The sequence below is a fragment of the Cupriavidus sp. R6-3 genome (assembly GCF_059772245.1).
Genome location: NZ_JCBAJO010000072.1, coordinates 1 through 20,392 on the forward strand (window position 1 = coordinate 1; position 20,392 = coordinate 20,392).

At 68.1% G+C, this 20,392-nt stretch carries 24 protein-coding genes; 18 read left to right on the top strand and 6 right to left on the bottom strand.

The window, feature by feature from the left end:
- Both AC6EI8_RS13240 and AC6EI8_RS13245 read right to left on the bottom strand, forming a co-directional pair.
- Positions 1-362, bottom strand: a 362-nt coding sequence (locus tag AC6EI8_RS13240) for an FGGY family carbohydrate kinase (protein WP_498382132.1), incomplete at its 3' end; no start/stop codon positions are given.
- Positions 359-1,822 (bottom strand): MFS transporter, encoded by a 1,464-nt coding sequence (locus tag AC6EI8_RS13245; RefSeq protein ID WP_149316070.1) that lies wholly within the window; start codon positions 1,820-1,822, stop codon positions 359-361. The genes AC6EI8_RS13240 and AC6EI8_RS13245, both read right to left, overlap by 4 nt.
- A 234-nt stretch (positions 1,823-2,056) precedes the next feature.
- On the opposite strand from AC6EI8_RS13245, the gene AC6EI8_RS13250 reads away from it, so the two are divergent.
- Positions 2,057-2,422: a TraR/DksA family transcriptional regulator gene (locus AC6EI8_RS13250; protein WP_149316069.1), complete on the top strand. Its 366-nt coding sequence runs from the start codon at positions 2,057-2,059 to the stop codon at positions 2,420-2,422.
- 20 nt (positions 2,423-2,442) lie between these two features.
- On the opposite strand, the gene AC6EI8_RS13255 is transcribed toward AC6EI8_RS13250, so the two are convergent.
- Both AC6EI8_RS13255 and AC6EI8_RS13260 read right to left on the bottom strand, forming a co-directional pair.
- Positions 2,443-3,573, bottom strand: coding sequence for an oxidoreductase (locus tag AC6EI8_RS13255; RefSeq protein WP_498382133.1), 1,131 nt, complete (start codon positions 3,571-3,573; stop codon positions 2,443-2,445).
- On the bottom strand, positions 3,570-3,968 hold the full coding sequence (locus AC6EI8_RS13260; protein ID WP_150083826.1) for a RidA family protein: 399 nt from the start codon (positions 3,966-3,968) through the stop codon (positions 3,570-3,572). The genes AC6EI8_RS13255 and AC6EI8_RS13260 overlap by 4 nt, the downstream gene beginning before the upstream one ends.
- A gap of 156 nt (positions 3,969-4,124) precedes the next feature.
- Between AC6EI8_RS13260 and AC6EI8_RS13265 the strand changes: the two genes are divergently transcribed.
- The 3 genes from AC6EI8_RS13265 to AC6EI8_RS13275 all read left to right on the top strand — a co-directional run bounded on the left by AC6EI8_RS13265 (position 4,125) and on the right by AC6EI8_RS13275 (position 5,748).
- Positions 4,125-5,024 carry a LysR substrate-binding domain-containing protein gene (locus AC6EI8_RS13265; RefSeq protein WP_150083827.1) on the top strand — a complete coding sequence of 300 codons (900 nt, stop codon included), beginning with the start codon at positions 4,125-4,127 and terminating at the stop codon, positions 5,022-5,024.
- Between the two features lie 194 nt (positions 5,025-5,218).
- Positions 5,219-5,482, top strand: a complete 264-nt coding sequence (locus AC6EI8_RS13270; RefSeq protein WP_149316065.1) for a type II toxin-antitoxin system Phd/YefM family antitoxin — start codon at positions 5,219-5,221, stop codon at positions 5,480-5,482.
- The gene (locus tag AC6EI8_RS13275; RefSeq protein WP_150083829.1) at positions 5,479-5,748 is read left to right on the top strand and encodes a Txe/YoeB family addiction module toxin; all 270 of its coding nucleotides are present in this window, start codon (positions 5,479-5,481) and stop codon (positions 5,746-5,748) included. Before AC6EI8_RS13270 ends, AC6EI8_RS13275 begins: the two co-directional genes overlap by 4 nt.
- 192 nt (positions 5,749-5,940) lie before the next feature.
- Here the strand turns inward: AC6EI8_RS13275 and oxlT are convergent, their stop codons facing one another.
- Positions 5,941-7,263: an oxalate/formate MFS antiporter gene (gene oxlT / locus AC6EI8_RS13280; protein WP_149316063.1), complete on the bottom strand. Its 1,323-nt coding sequence runs from the start codon at positions 7,261-7,263 to the stop codon at positions 5,941-5,943.
- Positions 7,264-8,061: 798 nt separating this feature from the next.
- On the opposite strand from oxlT, the gene AC6EI8_RS13285 reads away from it, so the two are divergent.
- The 3 genes from AC6EI8_RS13285 (at position 8,062) to AC6EI8_RS13295 (ending at position 10,529) form a co-directional block, all read left to right on the top strand.
- Positions 8,062-8,754, top strand: coding sequence for a putative glycolipid-binding domain-containing protein (locus AC6EI8_RS13285; protein WP_498382134.1), 693 nt, complete (start codon positions 8,062-8,064; stop codon positions 8,752-8,754).
- 169 nt (positions 8,755-8,923) lie between these two features.
- The gene (locus tag AC6EI8_RS13290) at positions 8,924-9,952 is read left to right on the top strand and encodes an RNA polymerase sigma-70 factor (RefSeq protein ID WP_498382135.1); all 1,029 of its coding nucleotides are present in this window, start codon (positions 8,924-8,926) and stop codon (positions 9,950-9,952) included.
- A 97-nt stretch (positions 9,953-10,049) separates the two neighbouring features.
- The gene (locus AC6EI8_RS13295) at positions 10,050-10,529 is read left to right on the top strand and encodes a carboxymuconolactone decarboxylase family protein (protein ID WP_149316061.1); all 480 of its coding nucleotides are present in this window, start codon (positions 10,050-10,052) and stop codon (positions 10,527-10,529) included.
- Positions 10,530-10,638: 109 nt separating this feature from the next.
- On the opposite strand, the gene AC6EI8_RS13300 is transcribed toward AC6EI8_RS13295, so the two are convergent.
- Entirely contained in the window at positions 10,639-12,438 is a 1,800-nt protein-coding gene (locus AC6EI8_RS13300) for a methyl-accepting chemotaxis protein (protein ID WP_498382136.1), read from the bottom strand.
- 558 nt (positions 12,439-12,996) lie between these two features.
- Here AC6EI8_RS13300 and AC6EI8_RS13305 point away from each other — a divergent pair.
- The 11 genes from AC6EI8_RS13305 to AC6EI8_RS13355 form a co-directional block, all read left to right on the top strand.
- Positions 12,997-13,770: a beta-ketoacyl synthase chain length factor gene (locus AC6EI8_RS13305; RefSeq protein ID WP_498382137.1), complete on the top strand. Its 774-nt coding sequence runs from the start codon at positions 12,997-12,999 to the stop codon at positions 13,768-13,770.
- Positions 13,763-14,539 (top strand): lysophospholipid acyltransferase family protein, encoded by a 777-nt coding sequence (locus AC6EI8_RS13310; RefSeq protein WP_498382138.1) that lies wholly within the window; start codon positions 13,763-13,765, stop codon positions 14,537-14,539. The genes AC6EI8_RS13305 and AC6EI8_RS13310 overlap by 8 nt, the downstream gene beginning before the upstream one ends.
- Positions 14,526-14,795 (top strand): phosphopantetheine-binding protein, encoded by a 270-nt coding sequence (locus tag AC6EI8_RS13315; protein WP_498382139.1) that lies wholly within the window; start codon positions 14,526-14,528, stop codon positions 14,793-14,795. Before AC6EI8_RS13310 ends, AC6EI8_RS13315 begins: the two co-directional genes overlap by 14 nt.
- A 48-nt stretch (positions 14,796-14,843) precedes the next feature.
- Positions 14,844-15,110, top strand: a complete 267-nt coding sequence (locus tag AC6EI8_RS13320) for an acyl carrier protein (RefSeq protein WP_498382140.1) — start codon at positions 14,844-14,846, stop codon at positions 15,108-15,110.
- 6 nt (positions 15,111-15,116) lie between these two features.
- On the top strand, positions 15,117-15,692 hold the full coding sequence (locus AC6EI8_RS13325) for a COG4648 family protein (RefSeq protein ID WP_498382141.1): 576 nt from the start codon (positions 15,117-15,119) through the stop codon (positions 15,690-15,692).
- A complete protein-coding gene (locus AC6EI8_RS13330; RefSeq protein ID WP_498382142.1) occupies positions 15,682-17,421 on the top strand; it encodes an ApeI family dehydratase in 1,740 nt (579 codons plus the stop codon). The genes AC6EI8_RS13325 and AC6EI8_RS13330 overlap by 11 nt, the downstream gene beginning before the upstream one ends.
- Positions 17,414-18,163: a glycosyltransferase family 2 protein gene (locus AC6EI8_RS13335; protein WP_498382143.1), complete on the top strand. Its 750-nt coding sequence runs from the start codon at positions 17,414-17,416 to the stop codon at positions 18,161-18,163. The genes AC6EI8_RS13330 and AC6EI8_RS13335 overlap by 8 nt, the downstream gene beginning before the upstream one ends.
- Positions 18,160-19,122 (top strand): lysophospholipid acyltransferase family protein, encoded by a 963-nt coding sequence (locus AC6EI8_RS13340; protein ID WP_498382144.1) that lies wholly within the window; start codon positions 18,160-18,162, stop codon positions 19,120-19,122. Before AC6EI8_RS13335 ends, AC6EI8_RS13340 begins: the two co-directional genes overlap by 4 nt.
- A gap of 11 nt (positions 19,123-19,133) precedes the next feature.
- Complete coding sequence (locus AC6EI8_RS13345) at positions 19,134-19,571, top strand: acyl-CoA thioesterase (RefSeq protein ID WP_498382145.1); 438 nt, start codon at positions 19,134-19,136, stop codon at positions 19,569-19,571.
- A 50-nt stretch (positions 19,572-19,621) separates the two neighbouring features.
- The gene (locus AC6EI8_RS13350) at positions 19,622-20,206 is read left to right on the top strand and encodes an outer membrane lipoprotein carrier protein LolA (protein ID WP_498382146.1); all 585 of its coding nucleotides are present in this window, start codon (positions 19,622-19,624) and stop codon (positions 20,204-20,206) included.
- Positions 20,199-20,392, top strand: a 194-nt coding sequence (locus tag AC6EI8_RS13355) for a hypothetical protein (protein WP_498382147.1), incomplete at its 3' end; no start/stop codon positions are given. The genes AC6EI8_RS13350 and AC6EI8_RS13355, both read left to right, overlap by 8 nt.

A 20,392-nucleotide genomic window follows, 5' to 3' on the forward strand; every position in this document is an offset into this window, starting at 1 on the left:
CACGCCGCGGCGAGGCGTTCCAGCTCGGCGGCGTAGCGCGTGTCCTGCCACACCATTGCCGGCACCAGCGCGCGGCCGGTGGCGGTATCCCACAGCACCGCGGTGGCGCGCTGCGTGGCGATGGCCAGCGCCACCACGCGCCGTCCTTCACGGTCCGCATTGGCCAGCGTCGCGCGGCAGACGGCCAGGGTCTTGTCGAGCAGGACATTGGCGTCCTGTTCGACCACGCCGGGGCGCGGCGAATCCACGGTCAGCGTCGTGTATTCGAGGCACGAGACATGGCCGTCCGCGCCGACCAGCGCGGCGCGGGTGCCGGACGTGCCTTCGTCGATGGCGAGAATGACGTCGGTGGGGCGGGTCATGGCCGGGACTTCTCGATGGCGGGATTGAGGAAAGGCGAGGGCGCCTCGGTGTCGCCGCGGAACTGTGGGGCATCGGCCTCGTTGTCCGGATGGACGGCCGTGCGGGTCGGATCCCAGCGGATCGCGAAGCAGATCAGGCTGGCGACCAGCGGCACCACCGACAGGATCAGGAAGGTCTTCTCCAGCCCGTATTCCGCGCGGAACAGCGGAAACACCAGCAGGCCGAGCGCGGCACCGATCGCGCCCAGCGCGCCGATCACGCCGTTGGCGCCGGCGCGCAGCTCGCTGCGGAAGGACAGCGACGACAGGCTCTTGCCGTTGGCGCCCGGGCCGCCGGAATGGAACAGGATGAACAGCGAGGGCACCACCACCGCGACCCACAGCGGCATCTTGCCGTTGAACAGGCCCAGCACCAGCAGCATCGCGAACACCGCGGCAAAGCCGAAGGCGGAGGCGCGGCGCAGGCCCAGCCTGCGGCCGATGACCGGCGACAGGAAGCCGCCGACGATGCCGCAGACGTTGAAGACGAGCGCGCCGATGGTGGCGTAGACGAAGTCCTTGCCGAACAGCGCCGCACTGATCAGCGGCAGGTACCAGCCGATGGCGAAGTACTGGATCGACTGGCCGATCTGCACGGTCGCCGCCAGGATGGTGCGCGGCAGATAGATGCCGCGGAAGATCAGCAGCACATTGGCCAGCCCCCGCCGCGCCTGGTTCAACACCGGAATGCGTTCGGCCGGCGGTGCCGCGGTGAAGGGGCGGCCGTAGATGCGCGTCATGGCGAGCGCGGCGGCCTCGAGCCGTTCCTTGCGGGCCAGCCACGTCGGGCTCTCGACCAGGAACAGCAGTTGCAGCACCAGGATCGCCACGCCGAAGATCGCGGTGGCCGCGACCGAATAGCGCCAGATCGCATCGCCGACCTGCCACGAGTGGAACAGCAGCGCCAGCAGCAGGTTGGTGCAGACCGCCGTGTACCACATGCCTTGCCAGGTATTGAGGCGGCTCTTGAGCTTGACCGGGGTGAATTCGGCCAGCACGGCCATCGCGATGGCGAAGTCGATGCCGTAGGCCGCGCCGACGAAGAAACGGCCGACCAGGATCACTTCAAACGTGGGCGCGAAGACGACCAGCACGGCGCCGACCACGGCCAGCACCTTGGCCAGGATCAGCGGACGCACGCGGCCCCAGCGATCGGCCATCCAGCCGCCGATCGGATTGAAGGCGATCGCGACCCACGAGGCGAACGAGGTCAGCAGTGCGACCTGTGCCGGCGCGAGCGCGAGATCGCGCGTCATCGGCCCGAGGCCGGCGCTCAATGCGGAATTGGAAAAGGCGTCGAGAAACAGTCCGCCGAGTGCGAGCCACCAGATCAGGCCGGCTCTGCCCCGTATACCCGGACAGGAATCGATATAGGCGATGACATCGTCGATGCCACGAAGGCGGATGGCAGGCGCTTGCACGGCGGTCTCCTTGAATTGTTCTGTAAGAGGCCGCAGCAAACTGCACGCGCTAAGAGACCATCCTACAGATGGTCTCTTATCTGAATCTGCCCGGCCAATGTAGGCCGTCGGGCTTGATCAGTCAAGCGGGAAAACCCTGCCGGCGCCATGTCGGGAACGGCGGGAGAGCCGGGATGTCGATCACGTATGGCACGGCTCGGCGGCAGCCGAGATGACACGTAGATGGAGGGCGACATGTCGCTTCTGAACCAGGAACAACTTGCCGCGCTGCGCGGGCGGCTGGATGCGCGCGAGCGCGAACTGCAGCCGCTCTATCAGCAGGGACGCGATCGTCCGTCCAGCAACCCGGCCAGGGAGCCGCAGGACCTCGTCGACACCGCCGAGGGCGTCAACGAGGAGCTGGACCGCGCGGCGCTGCAGCAGCACTACCGCGGCGAACTGAACGATATCGCGCAGGCGCGCGAGCGCATCGATGCCGGCGAGTACGGCGTCTGCCAGGACTGCGAGCAGGAGATTCCGTACGCGCGCCTGCTGGCCAATCCGACCGCGACGCGCTGCGCGCCGTGCCAGGAACGGCGCGAGCGCACGTTCGCCAGCTAGGGCGGACGAGCGCTCGCCATTCAGGCCACCAGCGGCAGCGCTTCGCGCATCCGCAGCTCGGCGGGCTTGATCTCGCCGAGCGGCGACAGCAGCGCGGGATCGAAGGGACGCGGTGCGACGCCCTGCGCCACGCGCGCCGGCCAGTCGGGATTGGCCAGCGCGCCGCGGCCCAGCGCGACCAGGTCCGCGCCATCGGTCAGCGCGTCCTGCGCGCGCGCCGGCTCGTGCAGGCCGCCGTTGGCGATCACGGTCAGATGCGGCGCGGCAAGCCGCGCATGCCGGACCAGCGAGCGCGCGTCGCCGGGGAAGGCCGGCTGCCACGCCTCGAACTCCGTCACGTGCAGGAAGTCGATGCCCGTCTCGGCCAGCCGGCCGAACACGATCGCCGCGCCCTCGGCCCCTTCGGCCCATTTATGCGTGAAGTCATTGACCTTGCCCTGCGAAATGCGGACGCCGACCGGAAAGCCGTCGCCGACCGCGCCGCGCACGGCGCGTGCGGTCTGCTCGGCGAGCCGGATGCGGTTGCCGATCGGCCCGCCCCAGGCATCGTCGCGCCGGTTGGTGTAGTCGGTCAGGAACTCATCGAGCAGATAGCCGTTGGCGCCGTGAATCTCGATGCCATCGAAACCGGCGACATCGCGGGCGAGCCGCGCCGCTTCGGCAAATCCGGCGATCGCCGCGTCGATCTCGTGCGGCGCGATGGCGCGCGGCGTGCGATAGGGCCCCTTGCCGCGATAGACGCCCATCTGCATGCCCTTCGGCGCGATGGCCGACGGGCCGACCGTCTCGTCGCGGAAGCGGTTGGCCTGCGACAGCGCGCCTGCATGCATCAGCTGCACGAAGATGCGGCCGCCGGCAGCGTGCACCGCGTCGGTGACCGCGCGCCAGGCGCGCGCCTGCTCCATGTCGGTCAGGCCCGGCTGCCCGGCATAGCCCTGCGCATACGCGCGGTCGGTGTAGCTGCCCTCGGTGACGATCAGCCCGAAGCCGCCGCGCGCAAAGCCCGCGTAGTAGTCCACCATCGTCGGCGTGGGCACGCCCTCGGGCGTCGCGCTGATGCGCGTCATCGGCGCGACGACGAGCCGGTTCGGCAAGGCGAGGCCGTTGAGGTCCAGCGGATCGAACAGCGCCGGCCGTGCAGGGGCGTTCATGCCGGCGCTCCTTCGGCCACGGCGATGGCCTCGATCTCGATCAGCGCCTCGGGCGAATACAGGCTGGAGATCTCGACGATGGTGTCGGCGGGGTACGGCGCCGAGAACCACTTGCGGCGCAGTTCGACGATCTTGCCGAAGTTGTCCATCGACTTCAGGAAGATCGTGACCTTGGCCACGCGGTCCAGGCTCGAGCCCGCGGCCTCGAGCGCGCGCCGCAGATTGCGGAAGGCCTGCTCGGCCTGCTTGTCGAAGTCGCCGCGGCCGACGATGTTGCCGTCGTCGCCGATGGCGGCCTGTCCCGAGATGAAGACCAGATTGCCGACGCGGATGCCCTGCGACAGCAGGAACGGCGCGTACGGATCGGGGTTGGTGCGGACTTGTTCGAGCAGCATGGGAAACTCCGGGGTAAAGTTGAGGGAATTTCATCCGTCAGGCGGCCACCTTCATGACCGCAGCGGAGAATGTTCGCAGTATCGTGATCCCAGGCAGGCCCGACAAATGGTCAAATCTCACGTTATGGATGAGTTCAACTCATTCATGGAGTCGTCATGAGACGCCTTCCTCCATTGAGCGCGCTGCGCGCCTTCGAAGCGGCGGCAAGGCGCCTGAGCTTCAAGCGCGCGGCCGACGAGCTGAACGTGACCGCGACCGCGATCAGCCACCAGATCCGGCTGTTGGAGGAATGGCTGGGCGTGCGGCTGTTCGAGCGCGAGACGCGCAAGGTCGATCTGACCGCGAGCGGGCGGATGCTGTTTCCGGCGATCCGGGACGGGCTCGACGGCTTCGAACGCGCGGTGCAGCTGGTGCAGCGCCAGCGCGCGGCCAATATCGCCACGCTGTCGTCCACCGTCGCGTTCGTCGCCAAGCGGCTGGCGCCGCGCGCGGGGTCGTTTCGCGCCGCGCATCCGGAATGGACGCTGCGGCTCGACGCCTCCAATGCCGTGGTGGATCTCGACAGCGATGCCGACGTGGCGATCCGCTATGGCGGCGGCCACTATCCGGGGCTGACGGTCGAGCCGCTGTTCCAGGACCGTTTTGCGCCGGTCTGCAGCCCGCATCTGCGGCTGTCGTCGCTGAAGGACTTGCGGCACGCACCGCTGATCCATTTCGAGTGGGGCGCCGGCGTACGGCAGGACCCGCGCGCCGCGGTGTGGGGGCATTGGCTGGAAGGCGCCGGCGCCGGCGACATCGATGCGTCCGCCGGGCTGTCCTTTACCGACGAGATCCACGCGATCCAGGCCACGGTCGCGGGGCAGGGCGTCGGCCTGCTGAGCCTGACGCTGGTGGCCGAAGAACTGGCCTCGGGCGTGCTGGTGCAGCCGTTCGAGTTGTCGTTGGAGAGCTTTCGCTACGACCTGGTCTACAGCCCGCGCGCCGCCGAGCGGCCGGCGACGCGGCTGGTGCGGGAGTGGGTGCGGGCGGAGTTCGGCGAGGCCGCTGCGCGATAGGGAACGCGACCGGGCCGCGTTGCGCTCGGGCCGCGGGGCTCTACTGGCAGTTCGCCGGGCAGGTGCAAGGAATGAGAAGGCGGGGCATAGGTTGCTGCACTTCTGGCCAGTACACTCGGATGCAGCGCCGAGCAAGGTCACATGCCTCTCTGCTATACTTGTTCAAGTAGTTGGACAACTCTATGGAGAAGGCCATGCGAACAATCCACTTCTCCGATGCCCGCAACAATCTGAAGGCGGTCATCGATCAAGCCATTGCCGATCACGACGCGATCCTCATCACGCGACGCGACGCACCCAACGCAGTGATCATGTCGCAAGAGCAATACGACAGCTGGATGGAAACCATGTACCTGCTGAGCAATCCGGCCAACGCAAAGCGGCTGATGCAGTCAATTGATCAGCACCGGAGCGGCAAAGGCGTGAAGCATGATCTGATCGATCCGGATGCTGAATGACGCGCCACCTCACCTTCATGCCCGCCGCCTGGGAGGACTACATCTACTGGCAGGGGCAGGATAAAAAAACGCTGAAACGGATCAATGCCCTGATCCAGGACGCGCAGCGGAATCCCTTCGAAGGCCTGGGCAAGCCAGAGCCGCTCAAGGGCACACTATCCGGTTATCGGTCACGGCGTATCGACGATACGAACCGGCTTGTGTACTACGCCAACGATGACGAGCTGGCCATCATTGCCTGCCGTCTTCACTACGGCGACAAGTAAGACTGCAGCAAGCTCAGTGCAAAAGTCGCCATCGTTGCGCTCCGGATTGAATGATGGCGCAGGCGGCGACCCATCTCCTGGCGCTGTATTGAACAAGACTGCTGCAAGGAAAAACGGGCTTCCGAAGAAGCCCGTGCAGGGTGCCGGCGTGCCTGGCGTGTGCCTGGCGCTTCCCGGCGGGTGAGGGTCCGGTCAGGCCGGGACCTGTGTGCCGGCTGCCGCGGCCTCCTTCGAGAACAGGCTCCTGGACGCCGCCACGTGTCCGGCCAGCACCGGCCGCAGCACCATGAAGGCCAGGAACGCCGCGATCAGGTCCATCGTCGCCACGGTGTAGAGCACGGTGGACCAGGTGCCGGTCGCCTCCATGATCAGGTTGCCGATCGGCACGAACAGCGCGCCGATGCCCTTGGCGGTGTAGAGCACGCCGTAGATCTTGCCGATGTGCTTGGTGCCGAAGGCATCGCCGGCCAGCGCCGAGAACAGCGAGTAGACTTCGCCCCAGGCCAGGAACACCACGCCCGACAGGATCAGGAAGGCGTACGGGTTGTGGCCGAAATACCCCAGCGCGATGATGCCCATCCCTTCCAGCGAGAACGCGATCACCATGGTCTTCTCGCGGCCGATATGGTCGGAGATCCAGCCGAACAGCGGCCGGGAGACACCGTTCATGATCCGGTCGAGCATCAGCGCCAGCGGCAGCGCGGCCATCACGAAGAAGTGCAGGTCGACCTGGAAGTCCTTGACGCCGAGGTCCTTGGCGATGACGCCGAGCTGCGCCACGGCCATCATGCCGCCGGTGACCACCAGCACGAACATCACCAGCATCAGCCAGAACAGCTTGGTGCACATCGCTTCCTTCAGCGTGTAGTCGCGCGTGGCCTGCACCAGCTTCTGGGACGCCTTGACCTCGTGGGCCCTCGGCGAGCGCAGGAACCATGCGGCGGCGAACGCCAGCGAGCCTTGCAGCACGCCGAAGAACAGGAAGGTGTGCTGGAAGCCGGACGACTCGATCATCGCGGCGATCGGCAGGATCGTGGCGGCCGAACCGGCGCCGTAGCCGCCGGCCGTCAGGCCCACCGCGAGGCCGCGGCGATCGGGGAACCACTTGATCGCGTTGTTGATGCAGGTCGCGTAGATCGAACCGACACCCAGGCCGCCGACCGCGGCGCCGATATAGAAGCCCATCAGCGTGGTGGCCTGCGAATTGATGATCCACGCCCCACCCATCAGCACCGCGCCGAATGCCACCATCATGCGCGGACCGAACTTGTCGATGAAATAGCCTTCGATGGGCGCCAGCCAGGTCTGCACCAGCACGAACACGGTGAAGGCGATCTGGATATTGGCGCGCGACCAGCCGAAGGTTTCCTGGATTTCCGGAACGAACAGCGTCCAGGCGTATTGGACGTTGGCGGTGGCGATCATGCAGATGACGCCAACGAGAAGCTGTATCCAGCGCGTCTTTTCGGAGACCTCGGGATTGGGGCGGAATGCCGCCGTCGACGAATTATTCATGGCGCACTCCTTCAATCGTTTGATTCTTCCTGTCCGAATGTGCGGTGCCGCACCTCGGCTCGGATATCGTCGCTAGCATTTCAATGTCTCCTGTATCGTTGGCTTCTATGTCCGTTACACATCCGCTCCTGAAACAAAAAACCCTACGCTATTGCGCTGCCGGGGGCGGCAGGCGCGATCGGAACTGAAGGATGGGGCGAAGCGGGCTTGCTTAAACTGATCTGGCGGCGATGGACGACCCGGTCGAATCGATTTCCATGCGTTCCTCCTTGCCGTTGGTGTCCCTCTGTTGGGGTGCCGGTTGCCATCACGGTCATCGCCCCGCTCGCATTGGGTGTGGCGATGGGTTACAAGGTATGTGATATATCAATTAAGTCAAGTGAAAGGGATGGCAGGGTTTTCACCAGCAGGGATTCATTCCGGAAATCACTATGCTGCGGCGCTTCAGGTGGTTATCGAATGATTATGGGAAACAAAAAAAGCCCGCCGGTAAAATGGCAGGCGATGCGTATTGCGTGACACCCTGGCGGGAAGCGATGGGGCAATACGTGATGCCGTTACATGGAATATAGGGAGATTAATAAATGGCAAGGCGGCTTACCTTCCGATTATTTTTCCGGTTATTCCTGGTTATTAAGTATTGCCACGGCGCGGAGCCAATGAATACCCGGAATCGATGCCGATTCCGCATCGCCGGCCTGCCGGTATCGCGATAGATTGACGGTCTCGATGGCGAGGGCCGGCGCCTTGCACGAGGCGCCGTCGCGCCCCCGCTGTCCGCGCTAAAGGAGGGCGATCATGAATCCATCGACTACCCCGGCCGGCCATCTGCAATCCGCCGGCCTTCAACTGGTGGCGTGGTCCTGGCAAACACGGACCGGGCTCGATGTCGCCGCGGTGACGCGCGGCCCGGATCGCGTACTGGTCCAGGGACGGGTGCAGGTCCAATGGGACGACGGTCCGCTCGAGCTGGCCTATCGGCTCGAATGCGAGGCGGACTGGCGCTTTCTCCGGCTCGATGCCAGGACCGAGTACCAGGGCGACACGCGGGCCCTGCGGCTCGCGTGGGACGGCAGGCAGTGGACCGATGGGCAGGGCCCGCGCGACGACCTTGCCGACGCCGCCTACATCGACATCATGGCCACGCCGATCACCAACACGCTGCCGATATGCCATGCCAACTGGCAGCCGGGCGTGGGCCAGGTCTTCACAATGGCCTATGTCCGCCTGCCAGAACTGGCGGTCGAGCCGGTCCGCCAGCGCTATACCTTGCTGGCCACGGAAGCGGACGGCCGCCGCCGCTTCCGCTACGAGACGCTCGGGCCGGCGGCAGAACGGCAGGCGTCCGGCACCGGCCTGAGCGGCTATCACGGCCAGGACTCCGCATTCACGGCCGAGCTGGTGGTCGACGCCGCCGGTCTGGTGATCAGCTATCCCCCATATTGGGACCGGATGCCGGCGGCACGGGCGCTGGCGGAGAGCGGCGCCTGACCGCGGGGCGGCAGGCGGTACGGGCTTTCTCCGACGCGGCTCGGCAGCGCTGTCACAAACGGCCCGCGCCAGACGTCTTGGGTTTGAACTGACTGCTACAGTGCCACGCCGGCACCGTGGCGGCGCCACGGTTGTGCCATGGCATTGACCCTTGACGATATCGAACGCGATGACCCGCCCACCCGATACCCGCGATCGGCCGGACCCGGCCACCACGGCCACCACGGCCACCACGGCAGCTACGGGCACCACCGCAGCTACGGCGGCTACGGCTGCCACGGCTGCCACGGCTGCAACGGCCGCCCCCGCCGACCCCGCCGACCCCGCCACGCTGACCTTCGCCCGGCTGCGGCCTCGCCTGCACGGCATCGCCTACCGGATGCTGGGCACGGTCGCGGAAGCCGAGGATGTGGTGCAGGACGCCTGGCTGCGTTGGCATGAGGCCGACCGCGGCAGCATCGACAACGCCGAGGCCTGGCTGGTCACCGTGACCACGCGGCTGGCGATCGACCGGCTGCGCATGGCCAAGACCCAGCGGGAGCACTACGCCGGCATCTGGCTGCCCGAACCCGAACTGACCGAATCGCCCGCCACCCCCGAGCAACTGACCGAGCGGGCGGACGACCTGTCGGTGGCATTCCTGCTGCTGCTCGAACGGCTGACCCCGGAGGCGCGCGCTGCCTTCCTGCTGCGCGAGGTGTTCGACGCCGACTACGCCGACGTCGCCCGCGCGATCGGCAAGAGCGAAGCCGCGTGCCGTCAGCTGGTCAGCCGCGCCAGGGTGCAGCTGCGCGACGAGCGGCCGCGCTTTGCCGTCCCCCGCGAGACGCATCTGCGCCTGCTGCAGGGCTTTGCCCAGGCGATGGAGCGCGGCGACATGGCAGCGTTGCAGTCGATGCTGGCGGAGGACGCCGAGCTGATCGGCGACGGCGGCGGCAAGGTGCCGAGCTTCCCCAAGCCGCTGGTCGGCGGCTGGCGCATCGCCAAGGTGTTCGCGGTCGGGCCGCAGCGCCACGGGCAGACAGTACGCGCCGAACTGGCGCTGCTCAATGGCGACTGGGCCGTGCTGCGCTTCATCGACGGACAGCTGGAATCGGCGCAGTGCTACGAGACCGACGGCGAGCGCATCGTCCGCATCCACGCGCAGCGCAATCCGGACAAGCTGCTGCGCATCGCGCTGGCCCGCGGCGCCTGCTGAGCGAGCCCACGTTTTTTGAGGCGGGCGGCCGCTGGCCGCCGCCGTGATAACCCTTGCGCCCCGAACGGTGCGCAGCCATTTCGACCAGGAGAAAGCCATGACCCAACGCCTGAACTACATCCAGCAATCGCCCGAGCTGTTCAAGGCCTATCTGAATTTCAGCAACGCGATCGATGGCGGCGCGATCGAGCGATCGCTGCTCGATCTGGTATCGATCCGCGCCTCGCAACTGAACGGCTGCGCGTTCTGTCTCGACATGCATGTCAAGGAGGCCAAGCTGCACGGCGAGCGCGAGCTGCGGGTCTACCATGTCGCCATCTGGCGCGAGTCGACGCTGTTCTCGCCGCGCGAGCGTGCGGTGCTGGAATGGACCGAAACGCTGACGCAGCTGCCGCCGCACGGCGTGCCGGACGACGTCTACGAGCGCGTGCGGGCCCAGCTGTCGGAGAAGGAGCTGTCCGACCTGACCTTCGCGGTGATGGGCATCAACGGCTGGAATCGCGCCAACGTCGCGTTCCGCACGGTGCCGGGGTCGGCGGACAAGGCGTTCGGCCTGGACAAGGCCGGGCTGGAATAAGCCGCGCCGGCAACGCCGGCCAACCGATCCGTCCCCCGCCAAAGCGGGAAACCCCGGGGCGTCGCAAGACGCGGGGTTCCTGCCTGCGCGGGGGACGTCGTGATCCGCTTCAAGCCAGCCGGAACAATCCCACCGCCCCCGCCAGCTTGTTTGCCTGCGCCTGCAGCGCCGACGCGGCCGCCGACGACTGCTCCACCAGCGCGGCGTTCTGCTGCACCATCTCGTCGAGCTGGCCCACCGCCTGGTTGACCTCCTGAATGCCGCGCGTCTGCTCGATCGCTGCATTGGAAATCTCGGAGATCACGGTGCTGACCTGCGAGACATTGCCGACGATCGCCGTCATCGTCTCGCCGGCCTTGCGTACCTGGCTCGAGCCCGAGGCCACCTCGCCGACGGTCGATTCGATCAGCGTCTTGATCTCCTTGGCGGCCTGCGCGCTGCGCTGGGCCAGCCCGCGCACCTCGCCGGCGACCACCGCGAAACCGCGGCCCTGATCGCCCGCGCGGGCCGCTTCCACGGCCGCGTTCAGCGCCAGGATATTGGTCTGGAAGGCGATGCCCTCGATCACGCCGATGATGTCGGACACCTTGGCCGACGCATGTTCGATCTTGTCCATCGTGCCGATGACCTCGCCGATCACCACGCCGCCTTCGGAGGCGATCTGCGAAGCGGCGACCGCGGAATCGTCGGCCTGCCTGGCAGACGTCGCCGACTGCGCGACGGTGGCGGTGATCTGCTCCATCGACGCAGCGGTCTGCTGCAGGCTGGCCGCGGCCGACTCGGTGCGCTGCGACAGATCCAGGTTGCCGGCGGCGATCTCGTCGGCCGCGTGGCGTACCGATTCGCTGGCATCGCGGATCTGGCGCATCACCGTGCACAGCTTGTCGACGAAGGTATTGAACGCCCGCGCGATCTGCGCGACCTCGTCCTTGCCGTCGGCCGGCAGGCGGCGCGTCAGGTCGCCATCGGCCGAGCCGATCGCGTCCATCACGTCGCGCACCTGCGACAGGCGGCGGAACGAGGCCGCCGTCGCCATGCCGGCCAGCGCGGCGGCGACCAGCGCGATCACGATCAGCGTCAGCGCGGAGGCCATCAGCACCGAGCGCATGCCCGCGGTCGCTTCGGTCTTGTCCAGCGCGATCACCGCGATCCAGTCGGTATTCGGAATCGCCCGGGCGCGCAGCAGCTTGGCGGCACCGCCGACCTGCAGTTCGGTCGGCGCGGCGGCCGTCAGCAGCGCGGCGAGCTGCGCGGCGTCGAGACCCGGCACCAGATCGGCGACGGGCTTGAGCGTCAGCTTGTCGTCGGGATGCGCGACGATCAGCCCACCTTGCGTGACCAGCATGCCGAAGCTCGACGGCGTCGGGTGGATCGCCTTGACGTTGGCGATCACCCGGTCCATCGCCACGTCGCCCGACACCACCGCCTTGACCCCGCCATCGGCGACGACGGGCGCGGCAAAGGCCACCACCAGCTTGCCGCTGCCCGCATCGACATAGGGCGGCGTCACCACCGGCTTGCCGGCCGCGGCCGCCTGCCGATACCAGGGGCGGCCGGTCGGGTCGTAGCCGGGCGGAATCCCGGTCGGATTGGAGAAGATGGCGCGCTTGTCGTCATAGCCGACATAGACGTTGACGAAGCCGCCGGCGTCCGCGACCTGCTTCAACGCGGCCGACGGGTCGGCCTGCAGCACCGCATCGCGCAGCGAGGCAATCATCCGGCCATGGCCGTCGACCCAGTCGGCGATCGCGCCGGCATGGCCGGCCTGCAGCGCGCTCAGCGAACTGTCGATCGCCGTGTCGTTGTAGGAGTCGGCGACCACGTAATTGACGGCGGCATTGACCGCGAGCGCGGCCACGACAATGCCCACGCACAGCGCCACGATGCGCGAGCGGATGGAAGAGAACATACGAAGCGATTCCATGAAGAAGGGCGCCGACGCAAGGGGAACGCGAGCCGGCTCCCGGGGACGCTCGCGGCGGCGCATGCGCGGCTAACGGCGGGGATCGGCCGATATTCACCCTCGGGCTGGCAGGGATTTCGGCGATGTGATTCAGAAGGCAGATATGCAATGTGGCGCGGGCACGGCCGGTCCTCCTACTCGTGGGGGGAGGAGGCCGATGTACTTTTGGGAATACAATGACGGGTTTCGAAAATCAAAAGAAATACGGGTAAGGTCAACACAGGGGAGCGTCATCTCGCGACCGACATCGGCACAGGCCGGTCGCTCGGCAGCCAGCGCCATCGCATGCGCGCGTGAGCCAAGGGCCGCGGCGCAATCCGCGGCCGGCGCGCTGCCATCGGAAGCCTCAAGGTCTGCGCAAAGGCGTCGATAACCGCTGAGCAGCGGCCAATCGGCTTCCTCATCTGCATCAATCCGTTTCGGCAAACGGCACCAGGGCCGGACACCGCCTCCGTGTGTCCGTGGGGCTCTGCGCGCCGTCGGCCGGTATATCCGTCACTTCGCATGGCATGTGAATTCGCAATCCGCGGCTGGGCCGCGTGCGCGCCGCAACTGCATACCGCCCAGCAATGGGAGGCATGGAGCCGCGCGCCGTGGCTGCCGCTGGACGGCGAGGTGCCGGCGGTGGCCGGCATGGCGCCGATGCTGCGGCGCCGGCTTGGCGAGCTGGGCCGCGTGGCGCTGCATGCCGCGTACGCATGCGACGCACCGGCGGACATTCCGATGGTCTTCGCTTCGCGCCATGGCGAGGTTTCGCGCTCCGCGTCGATGCTCGAGGAACTGGCCGTCGACGCGCCGCTGTCCCCGACCAGCTTCGGCCTGTCGGTCCACAACGCGATCGGCGCGCTCTATTCGATCGACCAGCAGCGCCCGGCCGTGCTGCAGGCGATCGCCGCCGGCACCGAGACGGCCGAGGCCGCGCTGGTCGAAGCCTGCGCCTTGCTGGCCGATGGCCATGAAGAAGTCCTGGTGGTCTGCTACGACGCGCCGCTGCCGCCGAGCTATGCGATGCACGCCGACGAACCGGACGCGCTGTATGCCTGGGCGTGGCGCATCGCGGCGCCCCAAGCCGATGCGCCGCGCTGGACGCTCGCATGCGAGGCCGGGGACGGGTTCGATGCGGACGATGGGGGCGATGGCGACGATGCCGCGGCGCGGTGCGATGCCGGAGTGCCGCTGCCGCATGGCCTTGCCGTGCTGCGTTTCATGCTGGCGCGTTCGGCGGCGCTGCGCCATCGCGCCGGCGGCCGTACCTGGGTCTGGCGGCACCATGGTTGAACGTCTCGATCGCGGCTGGCGCATCTGCGCGACCGGCATCTGCTTCGCCTGCTTCGGCCTCGGCGGACTGGCATTGCGCGTGCTGGTCTTTCCGTTGCTGTCCCTGTTGCTGCGGCCCGCGCCGGTGTGCCAGCGCGCTTGCAAGGACCTGATCCACCACGTGTTCCGGCTGTTCGTCTGGCTGATGGCCAGCGTCGGCGTGATCCGCTACGAAGTCCGCCACGCCGAGCGCCTGCGCCGTTCCGGCTTGCTGATCGTGGCCAACCATCCGTCGCTGATCGACGTGGTGTTGCTGATCTCGCTGGTGCGGCGCGCGGACTGCGTGGTCAAGGCCGCGCTGATGCGCAACCCGTTCACGCGCGGCCCGGTGCGCGCCACCGGCTATGTCTGCAACGACGCAGGGCCGGGCATGGTCGATGCATGCATTGCCTCGCTGCGCGCGGGCAACAATCTGGTGATCTTTCCGGAGGGCACCCGCACCGAGCCGCGCGGGCTTCCCCGCCTGCAGCGTGGCGCCGCCAATATTGCCGTGCGTGGCGGGTTTGCACTGACGCCGGTGACGATCCGCTGCACGCCGCCGACCTTGACGAAAGGCGAGAAGTGGTACCGGGTACCGGTGCGGCGCCCATGCTTCGTGATCGACGTGCACGAGGACGTGCCGGTCGATCGCTGGGTCGCGCCCGATACCGAGCCGATGCAGGCCGTGCGCGACGTGACGCGCGCCTTGGCAGAATTTTTTATCCAGGAGGTACGCCGTGAAGGCGCTTGAACAAGAAATCAAGGAATTGATCGTTGCCTCGCTGTCGCTCGAGGACATCCGGCCCGCGGACATCGACAGCGACGCGACGCTGTTCGTCGAGGGCCTCGGCCTGGACTCGATCGACTCGCTCGAACTCGGCCTGGCGGTGCAGAAGCGCTATGGCGTGGCGATGAGCGGTGACAAGGAGGAGATGCGCAAGCACTTCGCCAGTGTCGCCGCGCTGGCGCGCTTCGTCGCGGCGCAACGCACGCCGCAGCCCGCCTGACGCAGGTTTTGCCATCCCATTCCCTCCAAAGACATCAAGCCAAAGATCATGACTCACGAAGAGATTTTCGCGCGCGTGGCCGCGGTCCTGGAAGAGACGTTCGAGATCGATGCCGGGCGCATCCGTCCCGAGGCACGCCTGTATGAGGACCTGGACATCGACAGCATCGACGCGGTCGATCTGCTGGTCAAGCTCAAGCCGATGCTGAACAAGCCGCTGAAGCCGGAGCAGTTCAAGTCGGTGCGCACGGTGCAGGACGTGGTGGCGGCGCTGGCGCTGCTGATCGACGCCTCGCCTGCGCCGGCCGAGGTGTGACGCTCGATGGCACGTGGCACCGGCTGGCGCATCCCGCCACGCACGCTGCTGGCGGGGGCGATCACGCTGCTCTATCCGCTGATCGTCTACGCGGGGCTGCGCCATGCGTCGCCGCGCGTGATGGCGTTCGCGCTGGTGGGCGTGGCGCTGCTGCGCGCCACCACGCTGCGCGGCAAGCGGGCCTGGTGGGCGATGGTGCTCGCGGCGCTGTTGCTGGCGGTCGCGGTGTTCCTGTCCGGCGAGACGCTGCCGCTGAAGCTGTATCCCGCGCTGGTCAACGGCGTGATGCTCGCCGTGTTCGGCTGGAGCCTGCTGCATCCGCCGACGGTGGTCGAGCGCATCGCGCGTCTGCGCGAGCCGCAGCTGCCGCCCAGCGGCGTGGCTTACACGCGCCGCGTGACCATCGCCTGGTGCCTGTTCTTCGTCTTCAACGGCACGCTGGCGCTTGCCACGGCGTGGTGGGCCAGCGATGCGGTCTGGGCGCTGTACAACGGCGGCATCGCCTATCTGCTGATCGGGCTGATGTTCGCGGGCGAATGGCTGGTGCGCCGTCGCGTGCTGGCAAGGAAGCATGATGACTGACTGCGTTGGCCTGCGGGAGCTGGTGCGCGAGCTGGCGCGCACGCCCGATGCCGTGGTCGCCGACGGACTGAGTGCGGCGGCCTGGCTGACGCGTGTCGCCGCGTGGCGCGCCGCCTTCGCCGAGCGCGAGGGCGACCGCTGGGCGCTCTATCACGATGCCGCCCCGGAATTCGCCGCGGCACTGTTCGGTGCCTGGCACGCCGGCAAGCAGGTGGTGCTGCCTGGCGATACGCGGCCCGAGACGCTGGCCGCGCTGCGTCCTGTGGTCGATGGCTTTGCCGGCGAGTTGCCGCACGGCCTGCTGCCCGACGCATGCCCGGCCGGGCCGCAAGCGGGGCTGTTGGCAGAGGCGCGGTCCTGCCGGCCGCTGTGCGCTCGGGCGACCACGGTGACGCTGTTTACCTCCGGTTCCACCGGCGCGCCGACCGGCCTGCCCAAGCGGCTGGATCAGCTCGACTGCGAGGTGCGGGCGCTGCAGACCGCCTTCGGAGCCGGGCTGTCCGCCGGCACGGCGGTGCTGACGACGGTGTCGCATCAGCATATCTACGGCCTGCTGTTCTGCGTGCTGTGGCCCCTGGCAGCGGGGCGCAGGATGCCGGCGACACGATTTGCCTTCCATGAAGAGATCGTCCGCGCTGCCCCCAACGTATCGCCCGGCGCGGTGCTGGTCAGCAGCCCGGCACATCTGCGGCGCATGCCGGCGTCGCTGGACTGGACCGGCGCACGGCGGTCGCTGCGCGCGGTGTTCTCGTCCGGCGGACCGTTGCCGGCCGATGCCGCGGCGGATGCGTATGCCCATCTCGGACGCTGGCCCATCGAGGTCTACGGCAGCTCGGAGACCGGCGGCATCGCGTGGCGCACCGCTCGCGATCGGAATATCGCGTGGACGCCGCTGCCGGGCGTCGAATGGCGCATCGACGATGGCCTGCTGGCAGTCCGCTCGGGCCACCTGGCCGAGCCGGGCTGGCTGGTCGGCAGCGATTGCGTCGAGGCGGCCGATGGCGGCAGTTTCGTGCTGGTCGGGCGCGCCGATCGCATCGTCAAGATCGAGGAAAAGCGCGTGTCGCTGACCCGCATCGAACAACTGCTGGCCGGCTCGCCGCTGGTCGAGGAAGTCCGCGCGCTGACGGTCGAACTCGACATCGGGCTGCGTACCGCGGTGGTCGCCGTGCCGAGTCCCTCCGGCGCGGCGCTGCTGGCACAGGGGGGCAGGCCGGCGCTGATCGCGGCCTTGCGGGCGATCCTGGCGCAGGCGCTCGAGCCCATTGCCTTGCCGCGCCGCTGGTGTTTTCCGGCGGCGCTGCCGTGCAACGCGCAGGGCAAGACCACCGAGGCGATGCTGCGCGAACTGGTGCGCGGCGTGCTGCCGCGCGTGCAATGGCTGCCGGCCGAAGCGCCCGGCCGGGCGGCGGCGCTGCTTGGCATCGATGCGGACCTGGCCGTGTTCGATGGCCACTTCGAGCAGGCGCCGATCGTGCCCGGCGTGGCGCAGCTGGACTGGGTCATGACGCTGGCGGCACAGGCGCTCGAGGTGCCGCCGCGCAGCGCATTCCGACAGCTGGACGCGCTCAAGTTCCAGCAGGTGATCCGCCCCGGCGATGTCGTGCGCGTCGACCTCGACTGGCAGCCGGAGAAAAGCACCCTTGTCTTCAGGCTGGCGTCCGATGTCGGCCAGCATGCAAGCGGCCGGGTTGTTTTTGGCCCCCTTACCGGAGCCGGCGATGTTTAGGCCGGTCGTGCTGATCCCGGTGTACAACCACGAACACGCGGTCGGGCAGGTGCTCGCCGCGGTGCTGGCAAATCCGGTGCCGTGCCTGCTGGTCGACGACGGCAGCGCGCCGGCTTGCGCCGAGGTATTGCGCGAGCTGGCCGCCAGCCGTCCGGACCGCGTCGAGCTGCTGCGGCTGCCCGTCAATCAGGGCAAGGGCGGCGCCATCATCGCCGGCGCGCTGCATGCACGCGGGCGCGGCTACAGCCATGTGCTGCAGATCGACGCGGACGGCCAGCACGACAGCGCCCGCATCGCCGATTTCCTCGCGCTGGCAGAGGCCAGCCCCGCGGCGCTGATCTGCGGCTGCCCGGTGTATGACGAGTCGGTGCCCCGCGCGCGGCAGATCGGCCGCTACCTGACCCATGTCTGGGTCTGGATCAACACGCTGTCGTTCGCGGTGCGCGACGCGATGTGCGGCCTGCGCGTGTATCCGCTGGAGTCGCTGGCGCCGCTGGTGGAGCGCGTGCCCTTGGGGCGGCGCATGGAGTTCGACATCGAGGTGCTGGTGCGCCTGGTCTGGCGCGGGGTTCGCATCGTCAACGTGCCGGTGCGCGTCACCTATCCGGCCGACGGCGTGTCCCACTTCCGCATGTGGCGCGACAACGCGCTGATCTCCGGCATGCACGCGCGGCTGTTCGCCGGCATGCTGCTGCGCGCGCCGCTGCTGCTGGCGCGCAAGTTCCGCTTGGGGGCCGCATGAGCGCATCGGCGCCGGGTCGCCGCTGGTCCCCGCATTGGGCCGATATCGCCGAGTCGACCTGCGTCTGGGGCATCTGGTCCCTGTACGCGGTCAACCGGATATTCGGCCGCGCGCTGTTTCGCGTGCTGCTGTATCCCGTCGTGACGTATTACTGGTTGGCCAGGCCCGCCGCGCGGCGCGCCTCGCTGGATTTCCTGCGGCGCGTGCATCGGTACGGCGGCGCCTCCGATTCTGTTCCGGGGCTGCGCCACAGCCTGCGCCATCTGCTGTCGTTCGCCGAGACGCTGCTCGACAAGATGCTGGCGATCAGCGGCCGCTATCGTTTCGATGCGGTGCGCCGCGAAGGCGCGGAGCTGGTGGCACGCCAGCGCGACAGCGGCCGCGGGGCGGTCATCGTCACCGCGCACATGGGCTGCCTCGAGCTGTGCCGGGTGGTGTCGACCCACAAGGCGGGCCTGCGCGTCAACGTGCTGGTGCACACCATGCACGCCGAGCGCTTCAACCGGATACTGTCCCGGCTCGATCCGCAATCGACGGTGCAGCTGATCCAGGTGACCGAGATCACGGCCGCGACCGCGCTGTTGCTGCAGCAGAAGATCGAGGCCGGCGAGTTTGTCGCCATCGCCGGCGATCGGGTGCCGCTCGAAGGCGGCCGCAGCGTGACGGTGTCCTTTCTCGGTGCGCCGGCCCGGATGCCGATCGGACCGTATGCGCTCGCCGCGCTGCTGCGCTGCCCGCTGCTGGCGATGAGCTGCGTGCGGGACGGCGGGGGCCATCTGCTGCGCTTCGCGCGGCTCGCCGAGGCGGTCGTGTTGCCGCGCGGCGGCCGGCAGCAGGCGCTGGCGCGCCATGCGCAAGCCTATGCCGACTGGCTGGCGGTGCAGGTCTGCGCCGCGCCCTATGAGTGGTTCAACTTCTACGATTTCTGGAGCGGCGCCGGCGACGGCGACGCCCGCTGAGCAACCCTTCCATGTCAAAGTCGCCGTCCGCCCCGCACCCCAAGCTCGCGCATGAACTGGTGTTGAGCCCCGCCTTCCACGACCTCGATCCGATGGATGTGGTCTGGCATGGCAACTACGCGCGTTACTTCGAACTGGCGCGTTGCGCGCTGCTTTCTCGCTTCGATTACGACTATCCGGCCATGCGCGATTCCGGCTATGCCTGGCCTGTGGTCGACATGCGCATCAAGTACATCCGGCCCCTGGTCTACGGGCAGCAGACCGTCGTGCGGGCCACCATCGTCGAGTGGGAACACCGGCTCAAGATCGACTACGAGATCCGCGACGCGGCAAGCGGCCGGCGGCTGACGCGTGGCTACACGATCCAGGTGCCGGTCGAGATCGCCACCGGCGAGATGAGCTATGTCTGCCCACCGGTGCTCGCGGAACGGCTGGGGGTGACGCCGTGAGGCCCGGGCTTTGGCGTATCGCGTCGCGGTTGGCGCGGCACGTTGTGCTGGTGGCGATCGCGCTCGGCGCCGCTCCGTCGTATGCCGCCAGCCTGCTGGAGCAGGTGGCGGCCCGGCTCGACGGCGCGGCCGTGATCCAGGGCAGGTTCGAGCAGAGCCGCAAGGTCGCCGGCTTCGCCATGCCGCTGGTATCGCGGGGGGACTTCGTGCTCGCGCGCGGTCGCGGCCTGGTCTGGCATACGCGCGCGCCGATCGCGTCGAGCCTGCTGCTGACGCCGCGCGGCCTGACCATGCGCGGTGCCGACGGCAGCGTCCAGCAGCAATTGCAGGCCGATACGCAGCCCGGGCTGCGCGCGGCGCTCGAAGCCGTATTGGCGGTGTTGCGTGCCGATGGCGCAGCGCTTGCGCAACGTTTCAGCGTGGCTGGCGAAGTGCATGGCAAACAGGCCTGGAAACTCGCGCTGACCCCGACCGATGCCGATATGCGCCGCGTGTTTGCACGTGTCGATCTGGAAGGCGACCGCTTCGTGCGCGAGGTGCGTTTGCAGGAGGCCAGCGGCGACAGCACCGTGGTGCGCCTGCTCGCGCCGGTGGCCGCCGGCGCCGACGCCGCCCGGGAGATTGCCGTTGACTGACGCCGCCATCCTCGTGCGGGGCAAGCCCGAGCCCGAGCCCGAGTCCACGCGCATGGCGCGCGCGCTGGCGCTCGCCTGGCTGCTGCTGGTCGTCGGCCTGGTCGCGCACCAGTTCCACTTCTGGCGCGAGGCGCGGCTGGATACCGATGTATTGGCGCTGCTGCCGGTCACCGAGCGCACCGCGGT